This window comes from Picosynechococcus sp. NKBG15041c (assembly GCF_055380235.1).
Genome location: NZ_AP040363.1, coordinates 990,878 through 1,017,550, shown reverse-complemented (window position 1 = coordinate 1,017,550; position 26,673 = coordinate 990,878). Strand labels below are relative to the sequence as shown.

The window sequence follows — 26,673 nt, the reverse complement described above, 5'->3', positions numbered from 1 at the left end:
GAACACTTAAGAATTGTTATCATCGTGCTCCAGCACTTTGGAGAATTTGAGCCACTCTATTATGGTTACTTAATCCTACTTGATGTGGCTCTCCTTTGCTGTTTACGGCTCTACAAGTTTGACTATTAGCCATTGCTAATGGTTTTTCACCAAAATTATTAGCATAATTTGGGTTAGCTCCTGCATTAAGAAGCTCTTGGACAATGAATGGCTGTCCTTCGCAAGAGGCTGAAATCAAAGATTCACTCAATGCTTCGTTAGGAATATACTCCCACTTTGCACCCGACTCAAGAAGTCTTTGTACAAAAAAATCATTCCCAAAGCGTGCTGCATGGAAAAGCACATAATAAGGCTGATCTAAGAAACTTCTTTCTTGACTTTGGTAATTGGGGTCAAATCCTTGATCAAGGAGTAAGTTGATTTTTTCATAATTTCTTTCAGATATCGCATTCAACATGTCTTCATACATTTCTTCTGTGTTAACTTCATTATTTCTATTAGTTGAATTGCATCCCATTAAAACAATAACGAATCCTATCAAAGTGAACAATAAAGATTTCTTTACTATCAAATTCATAGCCATTTTTATTCCGTAAGCCTATAAAAATAATCTTTTTAAATGTAAAGTAAAAAAAGAAGACTGAAAAAACCAAAAGATTACATATCTCGATCAAGACAGATTTAATGGAAGTAGTTAAAGCTAGATTTCTATAAACCAAGTTTCCTGAGGAGAGGCTTCGTGGAAACGATATGTTTTCCGAGGCCCAATTCCTGAGGCGAAATCCCCAAGGCCAGGGCCACTAACTGGGGCAGATGTAAAACAGGAATGCCTAGTTTTTCCCCAATTACTTTCTCCACTTCTGGCTGCCGGGAGTCTAGATTGAGATGGCAGAGGGGGCAAGGGGTGACAATGCAATCAGCACCAGCGGCGATCGCCTGGCGCAGATGGTTCCCGGCTAACTGGAAAGCCTGTTCTGTGGCGTAGCTAGAAATAGGCCAACCACAACATTGGGTGCGGCCCTCATAGATGATGGGGGTTGCACCAACGGCAGAAAAGACAGCCTCTAGGGAACCAGGATTTACCGGATCATCAAAGGGAATACTTTTTTGCACCCGCAGCAGATAGCAACCATAAAAAGCGGCGCACTTCAGATTTTTCAAGGGTTTAATGACCTTTTCCTGCAACTTGTCGAGGCCATAGTCTCCCACTAGCGCCCAGAGTAAATGCTTAACATCCGTTGTGCCTTGATAGGGGGAGCAGTGGGTATTACTGAGGTACTGATTGACCTGGGAAAAATATTCGGGATTATTGACCTTCGCTTCCTTGAGGCGATCGTCCACATGACCGATCACCCCCTGGCAGGTACTGCAATGGGTGAGGAGAGGCAGTTTTAAAGATTCAGCGAGGGCGATATTGCGGGCATTGACGCTATCTTCCAGGAGTTGGGATTCTTCTTTGTAAGTGCCAGAACCGCAACAGGCGGCTTGTTTGAGTTCGATCAGCTCAATGTCGAGGGCTTTGGTGAGGGCTGCTGTGGAGAGGTACAGTTCTCGACAGGCGCCTTGGGCAACACACCCAGGAAAATATGCGTAGCGCAACATTTTAGCTGAACCTAAGATAGAAAATAAGGTGTAGCTTCATCTTATCGTCGCGGATTAAGCTCTCCGTAGAAATGGTTATGTTTTGTTATGTCTAATGATTTTTCTGCTTTGAATACAGATTTGGCGATCGCCCTCCAGTGGGGTCAGTTTCAGGCGCGCTTTTTCGGTCAAATTGCCCATGAGTTGCGTGCCCCCCTCAGTACGATCATGGGCTTGCAGCAGTTGATTTTGGAAGACCTCTGTGAAAACCCAGCAGAAGAGCGTGCTTTTATTGCAGAAAGCTACACCGCCAGCAAACGATTATTGACGTTGCTCGATTCGGCGATTACGATTTCTAAGCTGAATTATTCTCAGGATAAAGGCGATGCTCAAGCTCTCGATTTGAAAGGCTTGTTGATTGAATTGACGGATCTTTTGGGGGTCAAAGCGCTCAACCGGAATCTCACGTTAACAGTGGATCATCCTGCCATTGAAACCCTAGAAATTTTTGGCGATCGCCGTCACTTTTCTCAGCTTTTCCTAACCCTTTTAGATACCACGCTCCAGCGGGCCGAAAAGGGTATCGTTCACCTCAGCTATGGGAGCCAAGGCGATCAGATTATCTTTCAGCTCACTTCGCCCCAGGGTGAAGATTTTTGGAATGAGGCGACTCTGCCTGATCTGACCCTAGGCGATCGCCCCAGTCTGGAAAGGGTGCAGCAAGTTGCCCATGCCTTCGAATTTTCCCCGGCGATCAAATGGCAGCTGTGCCAAAAATTACTCGCCAGCTTTGGGGGGAGCTTGACCCGTCACTACGACAAACAAACTATGCAGGTAATGGGGCAGTTTCCTCAACCACGCAAGTAATCACACTGATGGGATGTTCATGATTGTGGAGCACCATGGTCGTCGTGGCGTTTTCTTTAAAGCCAATGCGCTCATAGAACTGCTGCTGATGGGTGGTCATCAGGTAGACCCGCTCCACCCGGCACATGCGGGGATGACTAATCAAGGTTTCGACTAATTTTCGCCCTAAGCCCAAGCCTTGGTAATCAGGGTGAATCACCACATCCCACACCGTCGCCCGAAACACGCCATCGGACGTTCCCCGGGTAAACCCAATCAGGCGATCGCCGTCCCAAACTGTCACTACCGGATCACTGTAGGCGATCGCCGTTTCCAGATCCGCCAGCGATCGCTCCCGGGCCCAAAAAGCCGTGACATTAAACAATTCCTGCAACTTCACAAGATCTACCCTGGACTTGTCCACAGAAAATAAAATATGGCTGCAGTCGGAAATTTTATTCATCGCTTCTTAAACGCAGAGGGAATAAAAAAGGCCTTGGGTTATCCCCTCTCCCCCAGAAATCTGGAGGCCTGGAGACGTTAGAGGTGGGAAAGAATGACAGAATATCGCCCAATTGCCTGAACTTATCCGCAATCTTAACCCGAAAAATTTGTCCATTATTGTAACCAGTTCAACCATTCCGTTGAATCAAGAATCCTTAAATTTTTTCCTTTCCCCAAAAGCTGATCATTTGCAAATGGCCTGCTGGGGATGCCCAAATCCGCCCAATTCCTGTCAGAGCTTGATCCCAGGCGCACATTTCCCCCAAGACTTTGCTGGGGAGTGGTGTTAGAATTTATTGCCATAAGCTAGGGGTGTCTGTCATAGGAATCAGACTGAGATAGTCCCTTAGAACCTGAGACTGGGTAATACCAGCGTAGGGAAGCTGTTAATCGAGGATTAAAACAATATGAGAGCTGATTGGGTTGCCAAACGGCAAGGTCAAGGTAATGTTTCCCAGATGCATTATGCACGTCAGGGCGTAATTACCGAAGAAATGGATTATGTGGCAAAGCGCGAAAATCTTCCCGTAGAGCTCATTCGTGACGAAGTGGCCCGGGGACGAATGATCATTCCCGCCAATATTAACCACCTCAATCTCGAACCGATGGCGATCGGGATTGCGTCCAAGTGCAAGGTCAATGCAAACATCGGGGCTTCCCCCAACTCCTCCGATATCAACGAGGAATTGGCAAAGCTCAAGCTCGCAGTGAAATACGGCGCAGATACCGTGATGGATCTGTCCACGGGCGGCGGTAATCTCGATGAAATTCGGACGGCGATTATTAACGCCTCTCCGGTTCCCATCGGTACGGTTCCCATTTACCAAGCCCTTGAGAGCGTCCACGGCAACATGGAAAATCTCACGGCGGCGGACTTTTTACACATTATCGAAAAGCACGCCCAGCAAGGGGTTGACTACATGACGATCCATGCGGGGATCCTCATCGAACATTTGCCCCTCGTCCGTAACCGGATTACTGGCATTGTGTCTCGTGGTGGCGGTATTTTAGCGCGTTGGATGTTGCACCACCACAAGCAAAACCCGCTCTATACCCACTTTGACGACATTATCGAAATCTTTAAGCGTTACGATGTGTCCTTCAGCCTTGGGGATTCTCTGCGCCCTGGTTGTACCCATGATGCTTCCGATGAAGCACAACTTGCCGAACTCAAAACCCTTGGTCAACTGACCCGCCGCGCTTGGGAACATGATGTCCAGGTGATGGTGGAAGGCCCCGGTCACGTGCCGATGGATCAGATCGAGTTCAACGTGAAGAAGCAGATGGAGGAATGTTCTGAAGCTCCCTTCTACGTGTTGGGTCCCCTCGTCACCGATATTGCCCCCGGTTATGACCACATCACTTCGGCGATCGGGGCAGCGATGGCAGGTTGGTATGGTACGGCGATGCTTTGCTATGTCACACCCAAGGAACACCTCGGTTTACCGAATGCTGAAGATGTCCGTAATGGTTTGATTGCCTATAAGATTGCGGCCCACGCTGCGGATATTGCTCGTCATCGTCCTGGGGCGCGCGATCGCGATGATGAACTGTCCCATGCCCGTTATAACTTCGATTGGGAGAAACAATTTGAACTTTCCCTCGATCCTGAACGGGCGAAGGAATACCATGATGAAACCTTACCCGCAGACATCTACAAAACAGCAGAATTCTGCTCGATGTGTGGACCTAAATTCTGTCCGATGCAAACGAAAGTTGATGCTGATGCGTTAACAGAACTGGAAAAGTATTTAGCTAGTACTTCCGCCAAGGAAGAACTCGCCAGAGCGTAATCCTAATTTATAGGGTGAATTTAGGTATTGATTCACCCTATTTTTGAATAGACGTTAAAGCAAAAGTCGTTAAATTGATTGGATAAAATAGCATTTTCTAAAAATGGGGTCAGGGTTCGTCTGCCGGATGAGCGTTGGCAGCATATCATAGAGAGGCATGGGGGATTAGAGGATAAACAAACTTTACTGCTTGAGGCGATCGCCAATCCTGATCGAATTATTCTGGGTAATGATGGAGCATTAATGGCGATTCGAGAAATGGAAGTCGGGAAGGTTTTAGTTGTGGTGTATAAAGAAGAAACAGCAGATGATGGTTTTGTGATTACTGCGTTTCCTACTCGTCGTCTTAACTCGCTAAACCGGAGACATCAAATATGGCCATAGTTGAAGAGAGCCTTAATTATTTAAAGTTTGTACCATTATTGCGAGATTTACCAAAGCGTCCTTTTTCTCTTCTCTATGATGCAGAGGCTGACGTTCTCTACATTGATTTTTATAATCCTCCGATATCAAGCGATGACACAGAGTTAACAGATGACGATATTGTTATCCGTTACGGAGACAATGATGAGGTTGTTGGATTAACTGTTCTCCATGCAGGCGATCGCCCTCTAAAAAATTAACTCAAGTAATAAAAAATCAATATTTTCAAGATACAAATACTCTCTACATAGAGCTTAATTAAAATCCCGGTTGTAGGGACAAAAGATATTAATGAAAAATTTTTTTTGATTTAAATCAAGACGGCAAAATTTTTACAATCATGAATATTGTCAAGCCATGCTTACAAATCTTGTAGAGTCCGTGTTTGACGAAACTATGATGGATATAATCACAATGTTGAGTGTAATCTTGTTCGTCAACAATCACTTTTTATCTTAAAAAATCAACAGTCTCAAAGAAATATTGGTATTTAATGCTTTTCTTCTAGCAGATGAATCACCTAGAACTTAAACTAAAGATGATATTTTCTTGGGCTTTTCTTAAATTTGAATAATTGAATTTCTGGCAAAAGTCTAAAGGATCAAGACCATTAGGGATTATGATTAAAGCTCAGGCTAACTGACACCCCTCCCACATAAGCGCTAACATATTACATTACGCTTTAGTTTTAATATCAAGATTGCCTCTGCGCTAATGGAATTGCTCGAATACCAAGCAAAACAACTCTTTGAACAGGTCGGAATACCTACATTACCGTCTCAGATCATCGCTGACCCCCGGGAACTTAAACAGCTACAAATTCCTTACCCGATCGTCCTGAAGTCTCAGGTGCGGGCTGGGGGGCGGGGCAAAGCTGGAGGCATTAAACGGGTCCAAAATACCATTGATGCGATCGCCGCCGCCCGGAATATTTTCAATTTGGCGATCGCCGGGCAGTATCCGGACGTATTGCTCGCAGAAGCCCACTACGAGCGAAAACAAGAAATCTTTTTGGCAGTGGTGCTGGATTACGAATTACAGCGGCCCGTTCTCCTGGGTTCAGCCCACGGTGGCATGGAAATCGAACAACTCCTCGCCAATCTTCACCAGGTGGTGATTCAAGACTTTTTTTCTCCCTTCCAAGCCCGCCACCTGCTCAATAAAATGGGTATTCGAGGTCCCCTAGTTCCCGCCCTCAGCGACATTATCAAAAAAATGTATGACCTCCTGCTAGGAAAAGACTTAGAACTTGTGGAAATCAATCCCCTGGGCATTAACCAAGCCGGAGAACTTATGGCCCTCGATGGAAAGGTGACTGTCCACGATACGGCTTTGCGTAAACACCCAGAAATCGACCTTTTCTATGCCCATCAAAACCAAGGCAATTACCCAATGGGAGATCCTTTGGCTTGGCAGTCAGAAGTACCTGGGGGCAAAGTGGGGATTGTCTGCTATGGCGTAGGGGCAGCGGCCTTGAGTTGGGATTTGCTTCAGGAGTTGGGGGGACAGCCCGCTTATTGTTGGATTCTTGGCCCCCAATCCCAAGGGCTGGTATTTTCTCCCTACGATCTAGAGGGTCACATTGGCCTGATCCTTGAACAGTTGGCTTCTCTACCAGAGATCGAAGTGCTGTTTTTAAACTTAGTGGCAGACAAAGAAATCAACCAGCAAATTTTAGCGAAAGTCATCGCCTCTTTCCCTGGGTTGGCAACTGAAAAAGATCTAGGGCATTCGCCGATGCAAATCGTAGTGCGCTGCTTACCAGATATTGACCAGACCATTGCCCCTGGTTGCCACTGGGAGAGCGATCTAGAGGCGGCTATCCATCAGGCGATCGCCCTCAGTAAAGCCTAAATTAAAGACTGAATCAGATTTTTTCGTATCGCAACTGGGAAGACAATCGTCATGGCTTGGCAAACGAATCAAAATATTCTTATTCAGGGCATCCACACCTCCCTTGCCCAATACTATTGTCCTCGGATGGCCGCCTATGGCACTAAAATTATTGGCGGTGTGAGTGCGGGGGGCGGTGGCCAGACCATCGGAGAGCTGCCAATTTTTGATCTCGTCATGGAAGCCACAGAGAAGGCCGGCCCAATTACGACGAGTTTAATTTTTGTTGACCCCTTTGAAGTCTTGGATGCTTCCCTAGAGGCGATCGCCGCCGGAATCAAACAATTGATTATTGTTTCTGCGGGGGTTCCTCCCCTAGACATGGTGCGCCTACTCTACGAAGCCCAGCGAGAGCAAGTACAAATTCTTGGGCCCGGTAGTAGTGGGCTGGTAGTGCCAGGGCAACTGTGGCTTGGCACAGGATTTGTGAACCACTTTCAGCCTGGTGATGTGGCAATTCTCAGTCGTTTCAGTAGTCTCTCCCAGGAAGTGGCAATTTTTCTCAATCAGGTAGGTTTAGGACAGTCCTTTGTCGTAGATGTAGGAAACTCTGATTTACCGGGCTCCAATTTTGCCCAATGGCTCCAGTACCTTGACCAAGATCCTGCAACGAAGGCGATCGCCCTCCTCGGTCGCCATGGCTCCCAAGAAGAAATTGACCTCATCCCCCTCCTCCGGGACAAAATCAAAACCCCCGTTGTCACCTATCTATGTGGTAGCCATGCTCCCATTCACCGGAGTTGCCATGATGCCAGCACCATCATCGCCAGCCAGCTTTCCTATTGCATCAGCGATATCTACACCCCCACTGAAATGCATAGCGCCTTTAAGCAAGAAAAGCTCGCCTTTGCCCGTACCCCGAAAGAACTACCGCTGCTGCTAAAAAAAGCCCTCCAGCCCCCTAAAACTCGCACACGTCGCACACGTCCCCCTGAAGCAACCCCCATAGGAGATTGATGTCATATCCGTGGGCCTCAGATATTAAGATTAAACTTGGAACCGCAATTTCAAGAGCCCCGCAACCATGGCACAAATCCTTGATGGCAAAAGCTTTGCCCAAAAAATTCAAGATAATCTCAAGACGGCGATCGCCACTCTTTCACCTAAAATGGGCCGCCCGCCAGGATTGGCCGTGCTGATGGTCGGTGACAATCCGGCCAGTGCCGCCTATGTTCGCAACAAAGAACGAGCCTGTGAACGAATTGGCATGGCTTCCTTTGGCAAACATTTTCCGGCCGATATTACCCAGGCTGAACTAGAAGCTGTCATCCAAGAACTGAACCAAGATGAACGGGTAGATGGGATTTTGGTGCAGTTACCCCTTCCCCCCCACTTAGATTCAGTCGGCTTACTCCTCACCATCGCCCCCGAAAAAGATGCAGATGGTCTGCACCCTCTAAATTTGGGCCATTTAGTGCGCTCGGAGCCAGGTTTGCGCAGCTGTACTCCCTACGGTGTGATGGAATTACTGAAGGAATATGACGTTCCTCTAGAAGGGAAAAAAGCAGTGGTGGTTGGTCGGAGTATCCTTGTGGGCAAGCCCCTTGCTCTGATGCTCCTAGAGGCCAATGCGACCGTGACAGTCGCCCATTCCCGCACCCAAGATCTGGCGGCAGTGACCCGGGAAGCAGATATTCTTGTGGCGGCGATTGGGAAGCCGGAATTTATCACCGCAGAAATGATTAAACCTGGTGCGGTGGTCATCGACGTGGGCATTAACCGGGTCACCGATCCTGAAACTGGCAAGTCTCGCTTGGTGGGAGATGTCGCCTACACTGAAGCGGCCCAAGTTGCAGCTCAAATTACCCCAGTCCCTGGTGGCATTGGCCCAATGACCGTGGCGATGCTCCTCCAAAATACGTTTAATAGCTACCAAAATAAAGCTAATCGTTAATTGACTAGGCTTTGACTAGGCTGTTTCCTTTGTTGCTGCCGATGAGGTACAGCAGGGCCATCCTGACGGCGACACCATTGGTCACCTGCTCTGAGACTAAACTCAAGGCAGGATGATCCATCACATCGGAGGCCAGCTCCACGCCCCGATTCACCGGCCCAGGGTGAAGAATTTTCACATCTGGGTGACATAATTTCAGGCGACCGCCCGTAATCCCAAAGTGCTGGTGATATTCTCGTAAACTGGGCAGAAGATGGGCTGTCATCCGTTCGTGTTGTAGGCGCAGAGTCATCACAAAATCTGCGTCCTTGAGGGCCGGTTCCAAATCCCAATGGAGCACTAATTTCCCCCCAGAATCAGTTCCGAATTCTTGAAAACCACTAGGCAGTAGCGTTGGTGGTGCAGCGAGGTGTACCTCGGCCCCGGCGGTGGTTAAACTCCAAATATTCGAGCGAGCCACCCGGGAATGGAGAATATCCCCCACAATGGCAATCTTTTTCCCCTGCAATAGCTCACAACGGGGATTTTCCGCATCCAAAACCCGACAGATGGTAAATAAATCTAGTAAAGCCTGAGAAGGGTGGGCGTGGAGGCCATCCCCGGCATTGAGGATGCTCACTCCCGAATTAAGGCGATCCATTTCCTGGGCGATCGCCTGGGGAACCCCTGACTGTTGGTGGCGGATCACCATAATGTCTGTACCCATGGCCAGATATGTTTTCGCCGTATCCAGGATTGTTTCCCCCTTGCTGAGGGAAGAAGACCCAGGTGCAAAATTCATCACATCTGCCGATAGCCGCTTAGCTGCCAGCTCAAAACTGCTCCGGGTACGGGTCGAAGGCTCAAAAAACATATTTGTCACTACCTGACCCTGGAGTGCCGGCACTTTTTTCATTCGCCGGAACAGCACATCCCGCAGACTCGTTGTGGTTTGCAGCACCGCATCTAGTTCCGCCACCGAAAAATCCATGAGCGAAAGAATATGTCGCCTTGTCCAAGTCGCCGTTACCGTTGCCATAACCTTCTTTTACTCAATTGCCAGCCACAAAAAAGAGGGCCGTTGCGATCGCGCCCTCCTCATCTTATCGAATCTGATGAATTAACCTTGAATTACGCGGCCTCAGTGTGAAAAAAGCTGAGGTGTAAGAGGTTACGTTTCCAAGGGTGGGACTGGATTTCACGAATTACCGCAGAGCCAGACCAACCGGGGGTTTTGACTTCAATAACTGTTTCGTTGGGAGTTGCTTTTTTGAGCAAGTTCAACGCTTCTTTATAGTTCACAACGAATACATCAGAATCAGCGCCTTTGTGACCATAGAGGTTAACGGGCAGGAGACCATCGCGACGAAGAGCGCGGGGATTAATCCCTTCAGGACGTGCTTGGCATTCAATCGTTAAAGACATGGGAAATAACCTAAATAAATAGTGCGAAAAAATAGGAAGTTAAAAATAACAACGTTAGCCGATGGGCTCACCATTGCGATCTAACAGAGCGCGCTTCGGACCGTGGATCGGATCCTCCACAATGATTGTCTGCTCACGACCAGCCCCCAGAGAAACGATGGCGATCGGGACATCCATCAGTTCCGCTAGGAATTTCAGGTAAGCAAGGGCTTCTTTCGGCAACTCATCGAGAGAACGACATTCACTCGTGGGCTGCTTCCAGCCGGGCATCGTCTTGTAGATCGGCTTGCAACGAGCAAACAGATTAGCATTACTCGGGAAGTGTTCACAAGTTTCCCCGTCGATCTCATAGGCCACACAGACCTTGATCTCATCGAGGGAGTCCAGTACATCCAGCTTAGTAATCGCTAAACAATCTAGACCATTGATCCGAGCAGCATAGCGGCCGATGACCGCATCAAACCAGCCACAACGGCGGCGGCGACCTGTGGTCGTACCAAACTCTGCACCCACATGGCCCAGCAGTTCGCCAATTTCATCTTCTAACTCTGTGGGAAATGGTCCTTCACCCACGCGGGTGGTGTAAGCTTTCGCCACACCAATCACCCGGTCAATGATCGTCGGGCCGATTCCCGCCCCTACGCAAGCACCGCCTGCAATGGGGTTAGAAGAAGTGACATAGGGATAGGTGCCGTGGTCAATATCCAGGAGTGTGCCTTGAGCCCCTTCAAAGAGAATATTTTTCTTGGCATTGACCCCTTCAAAAACTTTTAGGGAACTGTCAACGATGTGGGGGCGGAGAGCATCGGCATAGGCGCGATATTCTTCGATGACTTCCTGGGGGTCGAGGGGCGGCAGATCGTAGAGCTTTTCGAGAATAATGTTTTTATACTCGATCGCCCAAACAAATTTCTCCCTGGAGTTCTCCAGATCCATTAAATCGAGGACCCGTACCCCGGTTCGTTCGGATTTATCGGCGTAGGTGGGGCCGATGCCTCGCCCGGTGGTGCCAATTTTGCGATCGCCCCGCATTTCTTCAGAAGCCCCATCAATGAGACGGTGATAGGGCATCGTCACGTGGGCTGTCTGGGAAATGAACAGATTATCCGTCGAAACATTTAGACGGTGGAGCTGATCAATTTCTTCGAGAAGGACTTTCGGATCAATGACCGTCCCTGAGCCGATGATACATTCTGTATCTGGATATAAAATGCCTGAAGGGATCAAATGAAGCTTAAAGGTCTGTCCCTGCACAACGACGGTGTGTCCTGCATTGACGCCCCCTTGGGAGCGCACGACAACATCGGCGGATTTGCTCAGTAAATCCGTGATCTTTCCTTTTCCTTCGTCACCCCATTGGGCACCAATGACAACTACGTTAGCCAAGGGTTTGTCTACTCTAATTCACACAAACTACAATTATTGTGACTTTGGCGATCTTGTGTCAAGCTTTTTAAAAAAGTTTTATCGGGAAAGTTATGGAAAACGCAGGTAAAATCCCAGTCGTAATTAACGGTGCAGGCGGCAAAATGGGCCGGGAAGTGGTCAAGGCGATCGCCGCAGCTGAAGACATGTACATCGTGGCGGCGGTGGACAAAAATCCGGCGCTCCTTGGCCAAGATGTGGGGGAAGTGGCAGGCTGCGGGGCATTAGAAGTACCTATTTTAAATGACCTTGAAGCGTCCCTTGTGCTAGCAACCCAAGACAAAATCCAAGGGGTGATGGTAGATTTCACCCATCCCAGTGGTGTCTATGCAAATACTCGGGCGGCGATCGCCTATGGTGTCCGTCCGGTCATCGGCACGACAGGCTTAAGCGAAGAACAAATTAACGATCTCAAAGAATTTGCCGAAAAAGCCAGCACCGGTGCCTTGGTCATTCCCAATTTTTCCATCGGCGTGGTTTTACTCCAACAAGCTTCCCTCCAAGCCGCCAAATATTTTGACCATGTAGAAATTATTGAGCTCCACCACAACCAAAAAGCCGATGCCCCCAGCGGCACCGCCATTAAAACCGCGCAAATGTTGTCTGAATTAGGCAAACAATTTAACCCGGCCCAGGTGGAAGAAAAGGAAGAAATGCCCGGGGCCAAAGGTGCTGTTACTGACGATAATATTCGGATCCACAGCGTTCGTCTGCCCGGTTTGATCGCCCACCAGGAAATGATTTTCGGTGCCCCTGGTCAAATTTATACCCTCCGCCACGATACAAGCGATCGCTCCTGCTATATGCCCGGTGTGCTGCTCTCGATTCGGAAAGTCACCGAGCTGCAAACCCTTGTTTATGGTTTAGAAAATATCCTCTAGTTGGCGTAAACCATGGCTAAATCCGCCGACAATTGGTAGTAAACGCCTCATTAGCTTAGATCCTGATGCCTGGGTGAGATGGGTGATGGGGGACCAAGAGCTCCATGCAGGGGAATTTCTCGATCCCCAATTTCAATGGGTTAGCCGCGATAGCGATGTGCTGCTGCGCGTTACCTGTCCCCAAGATGGCGATTTTTTATTACTCAATGAATTACAGTTGCGGTATGACAGCTCGATGCCCCGTCGCATGACTGCCTATGCTGCCCTTGCCCGTGAGAAATTTAATTTGCCCGTCTATCCAGTGTTGATTAATATTCTCCAACCCTCGCAAAACCCGACCATTGCCAACTGCTATCAAGCGCAATTTAAAGGGTTAAAGGCAAGGCAAGATTACCAGGTTATTAATCTTTGGGAAGTGGATACAGACATTGTGTTTGAGCAAAATTTTCCATCCCTGTTGCCTTTTGTTCCTATCCTGAAAAATGGCAACGGGGAACAGCCTATTCGCGAAGCCGTTCGACGCTTACGCCAGAGGAATGAACTCGACCAGTTAGAGCCACTGTCAGCATTTTTTGCTAGTTTTGTACTAGAAATTCCCTTAGTCCAACAAATCATGAGGTGGGATATGGCTGTTTTACAAGAATCCCCTTGGTATGAAGAAATCTTAAAACGGGGTCAAATCCTTGGTTTAAAAGAAGGTATTGAGCAGGGCATTGAAACAGGATTACAACAGGGTATTGAACTGGAAAAACGGCGTATTATTCCTCGTTTGTTAGCAAAGGAATTTACTGTTGAAGAGATTGCGGAGATTGTTGGAGATTCCGTTGAAGGGGTTACGCAAATTATTCAAATGATTCAAGAAAACCAAGGGCGATCGCCTGAGAATATCAACCAGGATTAACAATGCTGATCCCCATCACCCAAGAGAAATTTGAACAGTTGATCCCCCTGATTGCGAGCAGTGAGCAGTATCAGTACTACTGGGGCAAAACCGAAGATTTTTTAAGACGGGCTCTAATCTCCTTTGTGCTGGTGGTGCTGTTCTATCTTTTGGCTCTGTTGCTACGAGAAGCGGAGGCTTTGCGGCTCCTCACACAAATTATTGGCGGACTGTACTGGTTTTGGTCCCCGATCTACTCAGCCAGTATTAAAAATGCCGACTATCGCCGCCAGCCCTATTGTTTCTTTTGGCGGGGGAAAATCCTAGATGTTTATCTCACTGAAGAAATTGTCCGCACCCAGGAAGAAGTCGATAAACTTGGGCGACTCCTGAAGGTCGAAAATCGCGAGCGACGAATCAATTTAGAAGTGGGTGATAAAGATGGCTACCTGGCCCGCATCCAAGCTCCGGTCGAACCGATCCACCGGAATCTCAAACCAGGTCAAGCAATTGAACTTTTGGTTCTATCAAACCAGCGCACCTTAGGGCGCAATCTCAAAGTCACCGATGCTTATGTTCCCCGGTTAAATCTCTGGGTCGGTTTGTATCCTTATGTCCGACGGGATGTCTTCTGGGATGTGCGGGAACAGCTCCGGGTGCGCTACGGCAAAAATCCTAACAATCCACCCCCCCGTCCCTATCCGAAAAGGCGATCGCCGCGTCTCACACGAGAATACTAAATTGTTATTCTCCGCAATTCTCCTGGTAGAGCCCTTGACTTTGAATATAGTGAATAATGCTTGGAATCAGCATTGTTGCCGTACCTTCACTACGGTATTCACTCGAAGAAACCGCCGGGGGAACATAGGTCGCTGCTTGCCAAGTTCCTTGAAGAGCCTCAATCTGCTGGAGTGCTTCTGGCTGGAGAGGATAACCTTTGCGGGGAAAGATAAGTAGGGTGACTTGCGGCAACAGATCCTTAACCCGATACCAACGGGGAATTTGTGTAATTAGATCAGAGCCAATAACAAGGGAAAAAGTGATGTTTTCGCCCCAGATTTCTTGGGCTTTTTTGAGGGTATTTAAACTACGGCGATCGCTTAACCGTTCATCTACAGCAACATTTTCACAGCCTAAATCCTCGGTCAATAGCCGTAACATTGCCGACCGCTGGGAGAGAGTCGCACCATGCTCTTTGAAAGGATTATCCGAGGCCCACACTGCCACCTGGTCATAATGTTCCCCAAGCCAACGGAGGATCCCTTGATGTCCGATGGTGGGGGGATCGGCGCTGGTGCCAAAGAGGGCAATGTGTGGCTTAGAAGCAGACATCCTGTGACATGATGAGAGGCAAGGTTGTTGTGAGCAGTGTATATGAATTTACCCACTTGGATCACGGTTTCGCGCTTAGCAGGAGTTCCGTTTTTGCTGATTCTCCTCGAAAATCCGACACCGCGATCGCGCCTGATTGCCCTGGTCATTTTTCTGGTGGTGGCATTAACGGATTGGCTCGATGGTTACCTGGCTCGGAAACTCGATCAGGTGACGGATTTAGGCAAATTTCTCGATCCTTTGGTGGATAAACTGCTCGTCACGGCGCCCCTGCTGTCTCTGATCCATTTGCAACAAATCCCAGCCTGGGGGGTTTTTCTGATTTTGGCGCGAGAACTCACGATCGCTGGTTGGCGAGTAACGGGAGAAAAGAAAATCCAAGGGGCTAATCTCTGGGGTAAAGCGAAAACGGTGACACAAATTGGGGCGATCGCCCTGCTGATTTATCCAGTTAATCCCTCAGGAGAGTTCCTCGCGTTGGTTTTATTCTGGCTGGCCGTTGCTTTGACGCTGATTTCCGGCCTGATTTACCTGCTGCCCCAACCTGCAAGCTCAAATGAGCTGGAGTCTCGGGGAGAATCCTAAGCAAATGTTCGATTTTTGCTGAATTTTAGCTGCCCCAAATGCTCCAACTGGTGAGGCCCAACAGACCTAAACCCAGAGCCCACCAGAGAAATTGATTGTCCTGAGTTTCCATTTGGGAGAGGTCTTCAAAATCTTCGATCGCCAATGTTTTTTCTTCGACTTTTTTCTTGCCCTCCACATAGAGAGATTTCGCTGGGTCGAGATAATCTAAGCTGGGAATTTCTGTGAGCCATTCCTTGGGCCGCTCTAGTTTTGGTGCTTCGAGGATGTACAGTTGCCGCTGGGCCTTCTGTCTGGTACTGGCGAAAGGGTGCCCGAGTAGTTCCCGGCAGAGGGCGATCGCCTGGTCCCCTTGATTGTTCGCTTGGTAGGCAGTCACCAGCCAGAGCTGCACCTCCCCAGACTCCCGAGAATAGGCAGGCAAATTTTCGACAGCCTGCTGAAAGGAGCGAATGCTTTGGCGATATTCCCCCTGGAGGAAGGCGTCTTTACCTTGTTCAAACAAAATCTGGGTGCTGGTATCCATCAAAAAAACAGCGGCAGTGCAAAAAAAGTATTTTGATAGCCTACAAAATTTTGCGGCCCGTCAGCATTTGGCGCACTTCCAACATCGCCGAATAGGTGGGCAAAATATGGAGGGTTTGATCTTCTGGGCTGAGGGCGATCGCCTGATCGAGAGCTTTTGTGAGATCCGGCTCAACAATCAACTCGGCATTTCCTTCGCAATACCGTAGCCGCAGGGCCATATCATGGGTGCGATCGCCGCTGATAATAATTTTGCCGGGGGCTTGGGTCAGCTTTTCTAGATCCACATCCCAAATCCAAGACACATCGGTGCCATCGGGGGTGCGGTCATTGAGAACCACAAGGACGGTGCTCGTTTTCCCCTGCCCTTGTAAATCAGTGACAGCCCGGATCGTTTCATTCATACCCACAGGGTTTTTCGACAGAAGAATCCGCACATGTTTTCCCTGAATCGTCAGTTCTTCGGCCCGACCAAAGGCCGCTTTAAAAGATTGAATTTGTTCGTCAATGACGTCTCGGTGGATGCCTAGGGTTTCCGCGAGGAGAGCCGCCGCTAAGGTGTTGTATTTGTTATAGACACCAATGAGAATTTGGCCCCAATCCTGGCTGTTGATATCGAGGGCATTTTTCTTAAAGCCACAACTATCGCAGTGGTAATCGCCCAGGTGCGAGAGATAAACGCCTTGGTAGTTTAATGGCGCACCGCAGCGGGGACAGTAAATTGAATCGACGGCATGGGGAATCGCCTCAAGGTAAAGCTCGGGCTCATTGAGGCCAAAATATTTCACGGTTTGACTGAGATTTTGACCGAGATAATTGAGGGTCGGGTCATCGCCATTGACGATAATGGTGGTTTCTGGCGGTAAGGGGGCGATCGCCTCTTGCCAACGTAGGCTGATGGTATCGACCTCCCCGTAACGGTCGAGCTGATCACGGAAAAGATTTAGGGCAAGGATATGGGTGGGAGCGCAGTTTTTCAGGAGGATGGGAATAATATTTTCATCGACTTCGAGAATGCCGTAGTCAATATCGAGCTGCCCGAACAGATTGGCATGTTCTAACAGGGCCGTCGTCAAACCATTGATTAAGTTCGCGCCGCTGGCGTTGTGGGCGAGTTTGTACCCCTGGGCCGTGAGGATCGCCTTAATCAATAGTGAAGTGGTGGTTTTACCGTTGGTCCCCGCCACGAGAATGACCCCTTTACGGGCTTGTTTAAATAGGTCTGGCAAAATGTCTGGGAAAATTCGCCGGGCGATCGCCCCCGGCAGAACACTCCCCGCGCTCAGCTTGAGGCCCCGCACCACCCCTGTAATTGTTTTGCCTAAACTACAGGCGATCGCCAACCGCAAACCATCAAAAATCGCCATTTCCTTCGGCTGTCTCCCAGACTGTCTAAGTCCCTAAAGATAGCAGAACTTGTGGCCACTGCCTAACTCACCGCTTGGGGTAATCCCTGCCAACCGCCGTGGGCATCCGGTGTTTTATAGGCCAAGTTTGCTAAAACAGGCTGGTCAATACCAGGCAAATAGGCCAGATTTTCTGCTTCTAGCAGCACATCTTTTAATTCTGCCCGCTCTAACTTGGCCCCCGTCAGATTTGCCCCTCGCAAATCCGCTGCCACAAGACAAGCCAGTTTTAGATTGGCTTCAACAAAATTACAACCCTGTAAATTTGTGTGCTGGAGGTTAGCCCCATAGAGCTTGGCGCCGGAAAAATTGAGCCCAGCTAAATCCATCCCCATTAAATTGACATCCCGCAAAAAAGCCCGGCTGAAATTGCCATGCTGTAGGGTTGCGCCCTGTAAATTGGCATGTCCAAAACGCGCTTCTTGGGCATTGACCCACCCTAAATTGGCCCCACTTAAATTGGCCTGGCGCAGGTTCACCTGAATCAAATTCGCTCCGCACAAATTTGCTCCCGTCAGGTTTGCCCCCCGCAGATTGGTATAGCTCAGACTAGCGCCACACAACCGAGCTTGGGAGAGCTGGGCGTTGACCATAAAAGCACCGTCTAAATTTGCTTTCGTCAAATCTGCGCGGGTGAAATCCGTGTCATTGAGCTTTGCGTGGGTGAGGTTGGCCCAATTTAAGGCGGCCCCAGATAGATCGGCTTTCAATAAGAATGTTCGATTTAAATTTGCGCCAATGAGATTTGCCCCCTGGAGATTTACTCCAATCAAGGCTTCATCCTTGAGATCGGCTCCCTGCAGATTGATGCCCGCAAAGTTTCGCTCTCCCTGTTCGTAGGCTCGCAGCAATTGTTGAACGTGCATGGATTTAACCAACCCAACAAAAAAACAAAGTTCAGTTTGGGCCACAACTACGGTTAGTCGTGGGAGCAGTTTGTTTTTATAAAGTCACGCTTATTCTATATCTTAAAAAAATATTAAAGGAAAATTAGAGGGCGATCGCCAAAAAAGTTCATGAATATTTTGGGAAACTTAATCAGCTTTTGTTGAGCCAAAAATGAACGTCAGCTGGTTACATTTCTTCTTAAAGAAATATCAATAGGCAATTAAAAAAACTCTAAAAATTACCGGTTAAATTCATCGCTGTTTCGGCTTTTAATCTGCCTCGAGCCTAGAGATTCCCCAAAATTATTGGGGTTCATTTTCCGAGGCAGTTGCGCCATGATTACCCGAACAAAAGCCTCCTTGAGACCCCCCAAGGGTTCTTGAGGAACATTTTCCATCTGAGAAAAAAAGCGATCGCCGTAATATTTCGCAACCTTTTTAGGCCCAAACACCGGGGAAAACGGTTCAAAACTTTAGCCTGAAGCGGCCGTGCTCTAGGTTCGATAGGACACGGGGCTTTAACGCTTTATCGCCAGGTTTGGTTAGGGGAGCGCTGGCTCAAATTCGATGCGCTCGGCATGTCCCCAAAAAGCTTCTAGATTGTAAAACTCCCGTTCTTGGGGGAGAAAAATATGCACAATCACTTCCCCGTAATCTTGGAGGATCCACATGCCCTCGCTCTTGCCTTCCATCCGTAGGGGTAGTTTGTTGTATTTTGTTTCTAATCTCGCTTCAATAGAGTCGGCGATCGCCCGCACTTGAGTCCGCGAAAAGCCCGTCACCACCACAAAAAAGTCCGCTAAGTAGGAAATTTGATCTACTTTTAAAATCGCAATATCTTCAGCCTTTCGATCATCGGCTGCCTCAGCAATATCCCAAACTAAACGGCCACTTTCATGAATTTCAAGGGGTTGCGGTAGAGTCATCAACAGTTCTAGCTTGTGCGTCAACGAATAATATGGATAAAAAATCTTATCCATCTAGCTTACCCCGGAATCGACGCTCCAGCATCCCGATGGCCCACCGATGAACCGTAAGCATTAGCCTGCACCAAAGATTTCTGCCCGAGTCGATCAAACTCAATATGCCTATGTTATGATGCATTAGTTGAGAATAGTTCCTAATTGATAATCGACGATAATACTGTAGGTTTAACCTCAGTATTATGCCACCCTGCTTGACGACAAAGCCCCATGAGTAACGCCCCCATCTTACGTGTTGAAAATCTCTACAAATGCTTCAGTGCTAAGGATTTACCCGCCGTCAAAGATATTCATTTCCAACTCGAACAAGGAGAGATTTTGGGGCTATTGGGGCCTTCGGGATGTGGAAAAACGACTTTATTGCGGCTGATTGCCGGCTTTGAACAACCCACCACAGGACAAATTATTCTCAACGGTGTTTCTGTTAGTACGCCAGACCATTGTTTTCCGCCGGAACAACGCAATACGGGCATGGTTTTTCAGGATTATGCTCTTTTTCCTCATCTCACCATTGCGGATAACATCGCCTTTGGGTTGCGCCATCGAGAACAAAAGTTTTCCCGCCAGGACATTCGCCAACGAATCGAAGAAATTTTGCATTTAGTCGGCCTATCGGGTCTCGAAAAGCGTTATCCCCATGAACTGTCTGGGGGACAGCAGCAGCGGATTGCCCTCGCCCGGGCTTTGGCGCCACGACCTTCCCTTATTTTGCTAGATGAACCTCTGAGTAATTTGGATGTTCAAGTGCGGCATCATCTGCGCCACGAAATTCGCCAAATTATTAAAGCAGCGGGGATCTCTGCTATTTTTGTGACCCATGATCAGGAAGAAGCCCTCGCGATTTCTGACCGAATTGCAGTGATGCGCCAAGGTAACTTGGAACAGTTGGGTACGCCAGAAGAAATCTACACGGCCCCAGCTTCTCGGTTTGTGGCGGAATTTGTCACCCACGCGAACTTCTTGCCTGCCCAGTGGATCGGTGGGGTTTGGCAGACGGAGATCGGAGAATTTCAGGGGGCGATCGCCCCCCAGGAACAGTCCACCGATGGGGAACTGATGGTCAGGGAAGAAGAATTAGAGCTCATTCCCCAGGCAGAAGCTCCGGCGATCGTCCGGGAGCGGCAGTTTTTGGGCCGGGAATATCGCTATTGTCTCCAAACAGATTCTGGGAAATATCTCCATGCCCGGACGGGGGTCAATCAGTTGGTCCCGGTGGGTTCTCGGGTGCAGATCAAAATTCAGTCGGCGACCCCCCAAATTTTCGCGGTGTCCTAAAGCTTAAAGGAATAGAGGGTCTCCCCGTTGGGCGATCGCCTGGTAATCCCGTTAAATTCCTTCACCCGCGCCTCCAGATATTTTTGGGCTTCTTGGCCCGAGAGTCGAGTCGTTTGAGCAAAGCGGAGTACCGTGATTTCGCCGTTAGTTTCGTTGAGGGTCTGGTAGAAAGTTTGTCGCAGCCAATCGGAGTCAAATTTTTCTTTACGTACTTTGCGATTTAAGCGCCAGAGCATATATGAACCTCCCCCAGTAAAAGGAATCCCCACGACGGCAAAGGCAATCAGGGCATCACTGCGATCGCCTGGATCTGCATCCTCATTTAACCCTTCTGCTAAACCATAGACAGCAAAAGGAAGCCCGACAATCAACAAAGAAACTCCGATAAAACGTTGACAAGCACGAAATAGCCATTTAGCCCAGTGAGTCTTGGGAGGCACTGCCGGAGAGATCATTGGCCGACTTCCTTGGTTTAAGCTACCATTGACCACTGTCGCGGCAATGGCCGACCCCTGGAGGTCTGTTTTTTGTAAATTAAGCACAGGAGAAGCGGTGGTGGCAATGGGGGAAGTCAGAGCCTGGAGCGCAGCTTTGACCTCGAGGGCTGATGGGTAACGGCTCCGGAAATCAAAGCAAATCATGCGATCGAGAATGGCGGCTAACTCAGGGCTGACATTGGCGTCTTGGCGCCAAATAATCTCGGCGGTTTGAGGATCTTCATAGAGCTCATCGCTGCCGTTATAGCCCATAGGCGGCAATTTTCCGGTGAGAGCTTGAATCACGAGGATCCCCGTGGCATAGATATCACTGCTGAGTTTCGGTTTACCCCGCCCTTGTTCATTGGCCATATAGCCGGGAGTACCGATAATTGTGCCCACACGGGTCTGGCCTTGGGCGTTGACCTGGGTCACAGCTAATTCTTTGACGGCACCAAAATCGATCAAAACTACTTTGCCATCTTGTTTGCGGCGGATCAGGTTAGCGGGTTTAATATCCCGATGGATCACATTTTGGCTGTGAATGAAGCTGAGGGGTTCAAGGATGCTCTGCAAAAGGGCAATCGCATAGGCTTCACTCAGTTTTTTACCGACGGTAATTTCCCGCTCGAGGCTATGACCTTCGATGAAATCTTGGACCAGAAAGAATTCCTGATTGATTTCAAAATAGGCGAGCAGGTGGGGAATCTGGTCGTGGTCTCCCAGGCGATTAAGCAGTTGCGCTTCGGCTTCAAAGAGCCGCCGGGCCACTTTCAGGGCTTCTGGATCACTAAAACTGGGTTTAAATTGCTTGACGACACAGGGTTTGTTGAATTGTTTAATGTCTTCTGCGATGAAAGTTTGCCCAAAGCCCCCCGCTGCCAAAGAATTGACGATGCGGTAGCGGCCATCAAGTAACTGCCCAATCATAATGTCTGTAACGGTTGGCTCACACCTGGATTGATGTTCCCATTATGGAACAGCTTGGGGTTACGCTAACAGAAATTGGGAATGGTGCCGGATATGATCTTCCATAAAGGTGGCGATGAAGAAATAGCTATGGTCATAGCCTTCTTGGTAACGGAGGGTGAGGGGTTGACCGACTTTTTCGCAGGCGATCGCCATTTTGTCTGTCAACAATTGCTCCGCGAGAAACCCATCGGCACTGCCTTGATCAACTAAAATCGGGTATGACAAAGGGCCATGGCGCTGGATTAAGGCCGTTGTATCATAGGCCTCCCAGAGGGTTTGATCTGCTCCCAGATAGGCAGTGAATGCTTTTTCTCCCCAGGGACATTGGCTCGGGGCAACAATTGGCGCGAACGCTGATACAGACTGGTAAAAATCAGGCTTACGGAGGGCACAGACGAGGGCCCCATGCCCCCCCATAGAGTGGCCAAAAATTCCCCGTTTATCCGTGACAGAAAAGTTTGCTTCAATGAGTTGGGGCAGTTCCTCAGTGATGTAGCTGTACATTTGGTAGTGTTTGGCCCAGGGTTGTTGGGTCGCATCCACATAAAAACCAGCGCCACTACCGAGGTCCCAATCCTTGTCTTCATCGGGAATGCCAGTGTTCCGGGGGCTGGTATCGGGGGCGACAAGCATCAAACCCAGTTCCGCTGCGTATTGTTGTGCCCCGGCCTTGGCAGTGAAATTTTCTTCAGTACAAGTCAAACCTGATAAATAGTAAAGAACGGGCACTGGTTTTTCTGTCGCCTGGGGAGGAATAAAAACCGCGAAATTCATCGGCAGACCACACACCTCAGAATCATGCTGGTAGTACTGGACTTTGCCACCGAAGCAGCGAATTTCTTTTGTTAAAACAAGGTTTGCCATGGTGAATTTGAGTATGCTGTGGGGCTTACAGTGTAAACCCCTGGTAATTTTGCGGAGCTAGATTTCAGTTTAAAAGGTGACAACGCTGCGAATGGATTCCCCTTTGTGCATCAGGTCAAAAGCTTCATTAATGCGCTCGATGGGCATCGTGTGGGTAATTAGATCATCAATGTTGATCTTGCCTTCCATGTACCAATCGACAATTTTGGGTACATCGGTGCGCCCTCTTGCCCCCCCAAAGGCGGTTCCTTTCCAGACGCGCCCGGTCACCAACTGAAAGGGACGGGTACGAATCTCTTGGCCAGCCCCAGCCACACCAACAATGGTGGAAACGCCCCAGCCCTTATGGCAGCTTTCTAATGCCTGGCGCATCACCTCGACATTGCCGATGCATTCAAAGGTGTAGTCTGCGCCGCCTTTGGTTAGATCCACCAGGTAGGGAACCAGATCTCCTTCTACTTCTTTTGGATTGACGAAATGGGTCATGCCAAATTTTTCGGCGATCGCCTTTCTCGCAGGATTGATATCGACGCCAACAATCATATCCGCGCCGACCATTTTTGCTCCCTGGATCACGTTTAAGCCGATACCCCCCAGCCCGAAGACAATCACCTTGGAGCCCACCTCTACTTTGGCCGTATTAATCACCGCCCCGACCCCCGTTGTCACACCGCAACCGATGTAACAGACCTTATCGAAGGGAGCATCCTGGCGAATTTTTGCGAGGGCAATTTCTGGCACAACGGTGTAGTTTGCAAAGGTGGAGGTTCCCATATAGTGCAAAATTGGTTCACCATTGATCGAAAAACGGCTCGTGCCATCGGGCATGACACCGCGTCCTTGGGTTGTACGGATCGCCTGACAGAGATTCGTTTTAAAACTGAGGCAATATTCACATTCGCGGCATTCGGGAGTATAGAGGGGGATCACATGGTCCCCAGGCTTGAGACTCTTGACCCCAGACCCCACTTCTACAACGACCCCTGCCCCCTCATGGCCCAAAATGGCAGGAAAAAGTCCCTCTGGATCAGCCCCTGATAAGGTGTATGCATCGGTATGGCAAACACCCGTGGCCTTGATTTCTACCAGCACTTCGCCTGCTCTGGGGGGTTCTAGTTGGACAGTTTCAATTTTCAGGGGAGATTTGGGAGAATAGGCGATCGCCGCTTTGACATCCATGGGGGTCTATCCTTAGATCAGTTTTTGTAATCACGCCTGACTATTTTAGAAATAAATGCTCCGATGCAGATCAGATAAATGGCCCAAATCACACCTTTATCGCATCTGAACTCAAGCTAAAACACGATGGGATTGCGATCGCCACAAAGCCTGCACCAGATGCCCAATGTAAATCGGTTTAGTAATATAGTCATCCATTCCCGCATTCAAACAAGCCAAACGGTCATGGTGCATCGCATTTGCGGTCAAAGCAATAATGTAAGGACGTGGATCTAAATTCAAATTCACCAGTTGTCGCGTCGCCTCTAAGCCATCCATTTCTGGCATTTGCATATCCATCAAGATCACATCATAGGTTTCCCTTTCTACCGCTGCCAAAACAGCCAGGCCATTGGCGACGACTGTTACCTCATAACCTAGACTATTCAAGATTTTTAAAATAACCTTTTGATTGGTTAAGTTGTCTTCTGCCAAAAGAATTTTCAGAGGAAGTTTTTGCGCCAAATTTTTATCTAAAACAAACAGTGGCTGAGGAGAATCTGGTGGTACGTGATCTCCATCAGTCACTGGATCAACATAAATCATGAATTGAAATTTACTACCAACACCTAGCTGACTATCTACAACAATATTGCCGCCCATCATGCGGACAATCTCTTGGCTAATGGCGAGGCCCAAGCCTGTGCCCTGAGCTTTAAATTTAGATTTACCCGTTTGTTCGAAGGGTAAAAAAATCAAGTGCTTTTTATCCGCATCAATACCAATGCCTGAATCTTCTACTACGAAAGATAGGAGGATATGAGAATCAGCAATTCCAGGGGACAAAGATTGTTTTACTTGAAAAATGATTTGACCTTTTTCTGTAAATTTCACAGCGTTTTGCAGCAAATTTAAGAGCACTTGCTTCAGTCTTTTTTCATCTGCATAAATTACTGTGGGCAGAGATTCAGAAAAGTCACAAATTAATTGAACCTTTTCCTGCTTGATCTGTGATTGAATAATGCCTCTAATTTTCTGAAGAAATTGAGGAAGATCAACCCTTTGGGGCTGTAATTCAATTTTGCCAGCTTCAATACGGGAAATATCTAAGATATCTTCAATAAGACTGAGTAAATGTCGACCAGAATCTCCAACTATTTGGAGGTCTTCCTTTTCAAACTCATCTAAATTTTCAGAGTCTTTAAGTAGCTCCACTAAACCCAAAATGGCATTGAGGGGAGTGCGTAATTCATGACTCATACTAGACAGAAATTTCGTTTTAGACCGGTTTGCATTGTCAGCGGTTTGCTTTGCTTCAAAGAGTTCAAGATTTTGTTGTTCTAATAGAACAGCAGTCTTTTTGAGATTTACTTTACTTGCCTCAAGCTGATCTGTTTTTTCCTGTAGATAAATTTTTGATTTTTGTAAGTTGTCAAAGGCTTCTTTCTTTTCAGTAATAGTTGCAGTTAGGCTTAAGCTAGTACCCACCACCACCACGATAAATAACTGTAGATGCAGGAGGGATTGATTAATATTTTCACTGGCAAATGTCCCCAATTCTCGTACCGTCCCAAATACGGCTAAGGTTGTAATCACGACAATGGCGTTTGTCACTCCAAGCTGCCCAAAGCGAATTACAATCCAGATAAGGTAGGGCATTAGCATATATTCCAAATGAAATTCTTGATAAAAGGAAAGATAGCTAATTAGGCCAATTATTGTTAATAAACAAAGGGCTTCAATGAATTTTGTGTGGAGAAAATAAACCCAGATTTTCTGGGGCGATCGACGGGAATGTTTTTGATGGTCTAGGCCAAACCAATGCTTAAAGGTTGCGTAGGGTTTATCCTGAAAAAGCTCATACCAGCTAATGAGCACCGGGGTGAAGATATAAATACCAGAAATATTGGAAATCCACCAAGTTAGCCATTCTTGACCCACTGCTGACCAGGGGATGCTACCACCGATCGCCAGGGCAAGAATGCCGCTACTGGCGTTGATCGCTGGGGCAACGGTCCCCGCAAGCAATAGTAATCTACAGAGATCATCAAACTTTTTTAAGGGATTTTTGTGTTGAATATTTCGTACTAATAAATATCTGCCGCAGCCAATTCCAGCGGTTGTGCCTAAGGCGATCGCCAAAACTTGGAGTACAGAGATAACCGCTTGGGGGAAGCTCCCAGATTGAAAAAAAGCCCAAATATTGGCTAAGAATGAACCCAGAAAAACCCCAGGCAAAATTGGATAACCATAAATTAAGGTCGCAGCAAGGGCAAATCCATCGGGGGGCCACACCGGGGTGACAGATTGAGGCGTGGCAGCAACCAAGCGTGAAATTTCTGCGGTGCCGTAGTAGACCAAAGCCAGAAGCAGAATCCTGATCCACCTTTGGGCGAGCTTGGGGGGGAATTTGGATAGATAAAACATGATGCTCCTGGTGAGACTAGGGCGAACACTAGAAAAAAGACATGGTTAAGGGCACATTTAAAAGCCTGTAAAAGCAAAAGAGAACAGCAGACAAGTGGCTTTATTGCCTCAATCTTGTTTTCTATTATTGTCGAAAAAAAGAATTATCCTGGAAAATTTTTTATCCTGTTCGCCTTCACGCCGCCGCTGCTGTTGTGAGCGCGAAACAAACCAGCGACAATAGAACCTAGTGTTTTAGCATTCATACCTGCCTCAATCG

Annotated in this window: 27 protein-coding genes and 1 riboswitch; of the genes, 12 read left to right on the top strand and 15 right to left on the bottom strand. The window is 48.2% G+C overall.

Features of this window, described 5'->3' with window-relative positions; translation table 11 throughout:
- Positions 1-19: 19 nt before the first annotated feature.
- Positions 20-583 (bottom strand): ankyrin repeat domain-containing protein, encoded by a 564-nt coding sequence (locus ACZ45B_RS05005; RefSeq protein WP_024544624.1) that lies wholly within the window; start codon positions 581-583, stop codon positions 20-22.
- Between the two features lie 125 nt (positions 584-708).
- Positions 709-1,602 (bottom strand): CoB--CoM heterodisulfide reductase iron-sulfur subunit B family protein, encoded by an 894-nt coding sequence (locus ACZ45B_RS05000; RefSeq protein WP_024544625.1) that lies wholly within the window; start codon positions 1,600-1,602, stop codon positions 709-711.
- A gap of 87 nt (positions 1,603-1,689) precedes the next feature.
- Here ACZ45B_RS05000 and ACZ45B_RS04995 point away from each other — a divergent pair, with 87 nt between their 5' ends.
- The gene (locus ACZ45B_RS04995; RefSeq protein ID WP_024544626.1) at positions 1,690-2,448 is read left to right on the top strand and encodes a sensor histidine kinase; all 759 of its coding nucleotides are present in this window, start codon (positions 1,690-1,692) and stop codon (positions 2,446-2,448) included.
- Here the strand turns inward: ACZ45B_RS04995 and ACZ45B_RS04990 are convergent.
- Positions 2,408-2,881: a GNAT family N-acetyltransferase gene (locus ACZ45B_RS04990; protein WP_024544627.1), complete on the bottom strand. Its 474-nt coding sequence runs from the start codon at positions 2,879-2,881 to the stop codon at positions 2,408-2,410. The two genes, ACZ45B_RS04995 and ACZ45B_RS04990, sit on opposite strands and share 41 nt — an antisense overlap.
- Positions 2,882-3,229: 348 nt before the next feature.
- Positions 3,230-3,329: riboswitch (TPP riboswitch) on the top strand.
- A 9-nt stretch (positions 3,330-3,338) separates the two neighbouring features.
- Between ACZ45B_RS04990 and thiC the strand changes: the two genes are divergently transcribed.
- From thiC to folD, 6 genes are all read left to right on the top strand, one after another.
- Positions 3,339-4,724 (top strand): phosphomethylpyrimidine synthase, encoded by a 1,386-nt coding sequence (gene thiC, locus ACZ45B_RS04985; RefSeq protein ID WP_024544628.1) that lies wholly within the window; start codon positions 3,339-3,341, stop codon positions 4,722-4,724.
- 78 nt (positions 4,725-4,802) lie between these two features.
- Positions 4,803-5,108, top strand: coding sequence for a PBECR2 nuclease fold domain-containing protein (locus ACZ45B_RS04980; RefSeq protein WP_024544629.1), 306 nt, complete (start codon positions 4,803-4,805; stop codon positions 5,106-5,108).
- Positions 5,099-5,347, top strand: a complete 249-nt coding sequence (locus ACZ45B_RS04975) for a DUF2283 domain-containing protein (RefSeq protein ID WP_024544630.1) — start codon at positions 5,099-5,101, stop codon at positions 5,345-5,347. The genes ACZ45B_RS04980 and ACZ45B_RS04975 overlap by 10 nt, the downstream gene beginning before the upstream one ends.
- Before the next feature lie 514 nt (positions 5,348-5,861).
- Positions 5,862-7,001 (top strand): ATP-grasp domain-containing protein, encoded by a 1,140-nt coding sequence (locus ACZ45B_RS04970; RefSeq protein ID WP_024544631.1) that lies wholly within the window; start codon positions 5,862-5,864, stop codon positions 6,999-7,001.
- Positions 7,002-7,052: 51 nt separating this feature from the next.
- Positions 7,053-7,997, top strand: a complete 945-nt coding sequence (locus tag ACZ45B_RS04965) for a succinate--CoA ligase subunit alpha (RefSeq protein WP_024544632.1) — start codon at positions 7,053-7,055, stop codon at positions 7,995-7,997.
- A 67-nt stretch (positions 7,998-8,064) separates the two neighbouring features.
- The gene (gene folD, locus ACZ45B_RS04960) at positions 8,065-8,934 is read left to right on the top strand and encodes a bifunctional methylenetetrahydrofolate dehydrogenase/methenyltetrahydrofolate cyclohydrolase FolD (RefSeq protein WP_024544633.1); all 870 of its coding nucleotides are present in this window, start codon (positions 8,065-8,067) and stop codon (positions 8,932-8,934) included.
- A gap of 4 nt (positions 8,935-8,938) precedes the next feature.
- On the opposite strand, the gene ACZ45B_RS04955 is transcribed toward folD, so the two are convergent.
- From ACZ45B_RS04955 to ACZ45B_RS04945, 3 genes are all read right to left on the bottom strand, one after another.
- A complete protein-coding gene (locus ACZ45B_RS04955; protein ID WP_024544634.1) occupies positions 8,939-9,952 on the bottom strand; it encodes an aspartate carbamoyltransferase catalytic subunit in 1,014 nt (337 codons plus the stop codon).
- Positions 9,953-10,044: 92 nt separating this feature from the next.
- On the bottom strand, positions 10,045-10,338 hold the full coding sequence (gene rplY / locus ACZ45B_RS04950) for a 50S ribosomal protein L25 (RefSeq protein WP_024544635.1): 294 nt from the start codon (positions 10,336-10,338) through the stop codon (positions 10,045-10,047).
- A gap of 54 nt (positions 10,339-10,392) precedes the next feature.
- Entirely contained in the window at positions 10,393-11,724 is a 1,332-nt protein-coding gene (locus ACZ45B_RS04945; protein ID WP_024544636.1) for an adenylosuccinate synthase, read from the bottom strand.
- 92 nt (positions 11,725-11,816) lie between these two features.
- On the opposite strand from ACZ45B_RS04945, the gene dapB reads away from it, so the two are divergent.
- The 3 genes from dapB to ACZ45B_RS04930 all read left to right on the top strand — a co-directional run bounded on the left by dapB (position 11,817) and on the right by ACZ45B_RS04930 (position 14,264).
- Positions 11,817-12,644 carry a 4-hydroxy-tetrahydrodipicolinate reductase gene (gene dapB / locus ACZ45B_RS04940; RefSeq protein ID WP_024544637.1) on the top strand — a complete coding sequence of 276 codons (828 nt, stop codon included), beginning with the start codon at positions 11,817-11,819 and terminating at the stop codon, positions 12,642-12,644.
- An 85-nt stretch (positions 12,645-12,729) separates the two neighbouring features.
- The gene (locus ACZ45B_RS04935; protein ID WP_236612361.1) at positions 12,730-13,545 is read left to right on the top strand and encodes an RpnC/YadD family protein; all 816 of its coding nucleotides are present in this window, start codon (positions 12,730-12,732) and stop codon (positions 13,543-13,545) included.
- A gap of 2 nt (positions 13,546-13,547) precedes the next feature.
- Complete coding sequence (locus ACZ45B_RS04930; protein WP_464675009.1) at positions 13,548-14,264, top strand: phosphate ABC transporter permease; 717 nt, start codon at positions 13,548-13,550, stop codon at positions 14,262-14,264.
- A 4-nt stretch (positions 14,265-14,268) separates the two neighbouring features.
- Here ACZ45B_RS04930 and ACZ45B_RS04925 read toward each other — a convergent pair whose 3' ends face one another.
- Positions 14,269-14,856 (bottom strand): nicotinate-nucleotide adenylyltransferase, encoded by a 588-nt coding sequence (locus ACZ45B_RS04925; RefSeq protein ID WP_071990907.1) that lies wholly within the window; start codon positions 14,854-14,856, stop codon positions 14,269-14,271.
- 42 nt (positions 14,857-14,898) lie between these two features.
- On the opposite strand from ACZ45B_RS04925, the gene pgsA reads away from it, so the two are divergent.
- The gene (gene pgsA, locus ACZ45B_RS04920; RefSeq protein ID WP_024544639.1) at positions 14,899-15,441 is read left to right on the top strand and encodes a CDP-diacylglycerol--glycerol-3-phosphate 3-phosphatidyltransferase; all 543 of its coding nucleotides are present in this window, start codon (positions 14,899-14,901) and stop codon (positions 15,439-15,441) included.
- Positions 15,442-15,466: 25 nt separating this feature from the next.
- Here pgsA and ACZ45B_RS04915 read toward each other — a convergent pair whose 3' ends face one another.
- The 4 genes from ACZ45B_RS04915 to rsfS all read right to left on the bottom strand — a co-directional run bounded on the left by ACZ45B_RS04915 (position 15,467) and on the right by rsfS (position 19,185).
- The gene (locus ACZ45B_RS04915) at positions 15,467-15,967 is read right to left on the bottom strand and encodes a tetratricopeptide repeat protein (protein WP_464675008.1); all 501 of its coding nucleotides are present in this window, start codon (positions 15,965-15,967) and stop codon (positions 15,467-15,469) included.
- Between the two features lie 40 nt (positions 15,968-16,007).
- Positions 16,008-17,333 carry a Mur ligase family protein gene (locus ACZ45B_RS04910; RefSeq protein WP_024544640.1) on the bottom strand — a complete coding sequence of 442 codons (1,326 nt, stop codon included), beginning with the start codon at positions 17,331-17,333 and terminating at the stop codon, positions 16,008-16,010.
- A 62-nt stretch (positions 17,334-17,395) separates the two neighbouring features.
- Positions 17,396-18,238: a pentapeptide repeat-containing protein gene (locus tag ACZ45B_RS04905; protein ID WP_024544641.1), complete on the bottom strand. Its 843-nt coding sequence runs from the start codon at positions 18,236-18,238 to the stop codon at positions 17,396-17,398.
- A 563-nt stretch (positions 18,239-18,801) separates the two neighbouring features.
- Complete coding sequence (gene rsfS, locus ACZ45B_RS04900; protein ID WP_024544643.1) at positions 18,802-19,185, bottom strand: ribosome silencing factor; 384 nt, start codon at positions 19,183-19,185, stop codon at positions 18,802-18,804.
- Positions 19,186-19,452: 267 nt separating this feature from the next.
- On the opposite strand from rsfS, the gene ACZ45B_RS04895 reads away from it, so the two are divergent.
- On the top strand, positions 19,453-20,517 hold the full coding sequence (locus ACZ45B_RS04895; protein ID WP_024544644.1) for an ABC transporter ATP-binding protein: 1,065 nt from the start codon (positions 19,453-19,455) through the stop codon (positions 20,515-20,517).
- On the opposite strand, the gene ACZ45B_RS04890 is transcribed toward ACZ45B_RS04895, so the two are convergent.
- The 4 genes from ACZ45B_RS04890 to ACZ45B_RS04875 form a co-directional block, all read right to left on the bottom strand.
- Entirely contained in the window at positions 20,514-21,923 is a 1,410-nt protein-coding gene (locus tag ACZ45B_RS04890) for a serine/threonine-protein kinase (protein ID WP_024544645.1), read from the bottom strand. The genes ACZ45B_RS04895 and ACZ45B_RS04890 overlap by 4 nt on opposite strands.
- 60 nt (positions 21,924-21,983) lie before the next feature.
- Positions 21,984-22,829, bottom strand: coding sequence for an S-formylglutathione hydrolase (gene fghA, locus ACZ45B_RS04885; RefSeq protein WP_024544646.1), 846 nt, complete (start codon positions 22,827-22,829; stop codon positions 21,984-21,986).
- Between the two features lie 69 nt (positions 22,830-22,898).
- Positions 22,899-24,008, bottom strand: coding sequence for an S-(hydroxymethyl)glutathione dehydrogenase/class III alcohol dehydrogenase (locus ACZ45B_RS04880; protein WP_024544647.1), 1,110 nt, complete (start codon positions 24,006-24,008; stop codon positions 22,899-22,901).
- A 111-nt stretch (positions 24,009-24,119) separates the two neighbouring features.
- Positions 24,120-26,414, bottom strand: coding sequence for an MASE1 domain-containing protein (locus ACZ45B_RS04875; RefSeq protein ID WP_024544648.1), 2,295 nt, complete (start codon positions 26,412-26,414; stop codon positions 24,120-24,122).
- Positions 26,415-26,673: the final 259 nt, after the last annotated feature.

Excerpts from the sequence above, each read along its gene's own strand:
- ACZ45B_RS04930 (WP_464675009.1), top strand. The coding sequence starts at position 13,548 with ATGCTGATCCCCATCACCCAAGAGAAATTTGAACAGTTGATCCCCCTG.
- ACZ45B_RS05000 (WP_024544625.1), bottom strand. The coding sequence starts at position 1,602 with ATGTTGCGCTACGCATATTTTCCTGGGTGTGTTGCCCAAGGCGCCTGT.
- ACZ45B_RS04965 (WP_024544632.1), top strand. The coding sequence starts at position 7,053 with ATGGCTTGGCAAACGAATCAAAATATTCTTATTCAGGGCATCCACACC.
- ACZ45B_RS05005 (WP_024544624.1), bottom strand. The coding sequence starts at position 583 with ATGGCTATGAATTTGATAGTAAAGAAATCTTTATTGTTCACTTTGATA.
- ACZ45B_RS04915 (WP_464675008.1), bottom strand. The coding sequence starts at position 15,967 with ATGGATACCAGCACCCAGATTTTGTTTGAACAAGGTAAAGACGCCTTC.
- ACZ45B_RS04925 (WP_071990907.1), bottom strand. The coding sequence starts at position 14,856 with ATGTCTGCTTCTAAGCCACACATTGCCCTCTTTGGCACCAGCGCCGAT.
- rsfS (WP_024544643.1), bottom strand. The coding sequence starts at position 19,185 with ATGACTCTACCGCAACCCCTTGAAATTCATGAAAGTGGCCGTTTAGTT.
- ACZ45B_RS04905 (WP_024544641.1), bottom strand. The coding sequence starts at position 18,238 with ATGCACGTTCAACAATTGCTGCGAGCCTACGAACAGGGAGAGCGAAAC.
- ACZ45B_RS04975 (WP_024544630.1), top strand. The coding sequence starts at position 5,099 with ATGGCCATAGTTGAAGAGAGCCTTAATTATTTAAAGTTTGTACCATTA.
- pgsA (WP_024544639.1), top strand. The coding sequence starts at position 14,899 with ATGAATTTACCCACTTGGATCACGGTTTCGCGCTTAGCAGGAGTTCCG.
- thiC (WP_024544628.1), top strand. The coding sequence starts at position 3,339 with ATGAGAGCTGATTGGGTTGCCAAACGGCAAGGTCAAGGTAATGTTTCC.
- ACZ45B_RS04910 (WP_024544640.1), bottom strand. The coding sequence starts at position 17,333 with ATGGCGATTTTTGATGGTTTGCGGTTGGCGATCGCCTGTAGTTTAGGC.
- ACZ45B_RS04890 (WP_024544645.1), bottom strand. The coding sequence starts at position 21,923 with ATGATTGGGCAGTTACTTGATGGCCGCTACCGCATCGTCAATTCTTTG.
- ACZ45B_RS04995 (WP_024544626.1), top strand. The coding sequence starts at position 1,690 with ATGTCTAATGATTTTTCTGCTTTGAATACAGATTTGGCGATCGCCCTC.
- ACZ45B_RS04880 (WP_024544647.1), bottom strand. The coding sequence starts at position 24,008 with ATGGATGTCAAAGCGGCGATCGCCTATTCTCCCAAATCTCCCCTGAAA.
- ACZ45B_RS04955 (WP_024544634.1), bottom strand. The coding sequence starts at position 9,952 with ATGGCAACGGTAACGGCGACTTGGACAAGGCGACATATTCTTTCGCTC.
- ACZ45B_RS04875 (WP_024544648.1), bottom strand. The coding sequence starts at position 26,414 with ATGTTTTATCTATCCAAATTCCCCCCCAAGCTCGCCCAAAGGTGGATC.
- rplY (WP_024544635.1), bottom strand. The coding sequence starts at position 10,338 with ATGTCTTTAACGATTGAATGCCAAGCACGTCCTGAAGGGATTAATCCC.
- dapB (WP_024544637.1), top strand. The coding sequence starts at position 11,817 with ATGGAAAACGCAGGTAAAATCCCAGTCGTAATTAACGGTGCAGGCGGC.
- fghA (WP_024544646.1), bottom strand. The coding sequence starts at position 22,829 with ATGGCAAACCTTGTTTTAACAAAAGAAATTCGCTGCTTCGGTGGCAAA.
- ACZ45B_RS04935 (WP_236612361.1), top strand. The coding sequence starts at position 12,730 with ATGGGGGACCAAGAGCTCCATGCAGGGGAATTTCTCGATCCCCAATTT.
- ACZ45B_RS04970 (WP_024544631.1), top strand. The coding sequence starts at position 5,862 with ATGGAATTGCTCGAATACCAAGCAAAACAACTCTTTGAACAGGTCGGA.
- folD (WP_024544633.1), top strand. The coding sequence starts at position 8,065 with ATGGCACAAATCCTTGATGGCAAAAGCTTTGCCCAAAAAATTCAAGAT.
- ACZ45B_RS04895 (WP_024544644.1), top strand. The coding sequence starts at position 19,453 with ATGAGTAACGCCCCCATCTTACGTGTTGAAAATCTCTACAAATGCTTC.